The 867-nt window shown below is 38.9% G+C and carries 1 protein-coding gene; it reads right to left on the bottom strand.

All coding sequences use genetic code 11. The features are described 5' to 3' along the window. Positions 1 to 143 precede the first annotated feature (143 nt). On the bottom strand, positions 144 to 332 hold the full coding sequence (locus tag NUW87_RS11400; RefSeq protein WP_269028640.1) for a hypothetical protein: 189 nt from the start codon (positions 330 to 332) through the stop codon (positions 144 to 146). Positions 333 to 867: the final 535 nt, after the last annotated feature.

The following is an 867-nucleotide window of genomic DNA, read 5'->3' as shown; positions in this document are numbered from 1 at the left end:
ATCCTCAAGTTATACAACTTCTTTCTCAGGAATAGTTTATTTACCTGGGACTTAGACTGATACAACTTCCCCAACTTTTCCCATAAATATTTGGTTGTAGCTTCCTCTGAGACATTCAGTAATACTGAATCGGAGAGACACAGTCAAATTGTGCTCTTTGCCTTCCGATCCGTCTTTTTCCAGTCATCTGCAGAAGTTCCTGTAGGTGCAGTACCTGGATCTACTGCGATCCACTGATCTCTGTCCACCAAAAGATCTTCCATCTTGAGCTTCCACAACTCAAAGCTTTTCCCATTAAACTTCTCGATCTCCATCTTTGAATTGCTTGCCATTTCTTTTCACCTGAAAAATCAATACCACAGATCTCCCACTGCAACAAGGCTTATCACAGTCCCGAACCAAACCCTTGACCACAAAGGCATCCCCCTAAAACCAACAAAGCTCTGATACAAAATGTAGATTTTAACCTTGTACAATATTTTACTGCAAACAGATTTTCAGTAAAAGAACAAAAAATATACAATGGAAAATACAAACATTACACAGAGATTTTTCACCTGGAAACCCAAACCGGGAAAACCAGCATATATTATATTCATTCATTGTGTTACATTGTTTACAATACAATATATACATATAGGAGCCAGCGACATCCAAAACCCTAACCCAATGACCTGGATTAGTCCAAAACCCTAATTCCTTAACTGGAAATAGAAAACCATCGGCAAAAAACCATGTGCTGAAAAACCACCTAATATCATGTGGTCCCGGAAATATGTCGGCCCGGTAATATGTCGTCTCGGAAATATGTCGTCCTGGAAATATGTCATCTCAGAAATATGTTTCCTCGGAAATATGTCATCAATT

The sequence above is a fragment of the Corynebacterium pilbarense genome (genome assembly GCF_026930265.1).
Lineage (GTDB): Bacteria > Actinomycetota > Actinomycetes > Mycobacteriales > Mycobacteriaceae > Corynebacterium > Corynebacterium pilbarense.
This window is presented reverse-complemented; position numbering and strand designations above follow the sequence as displayed.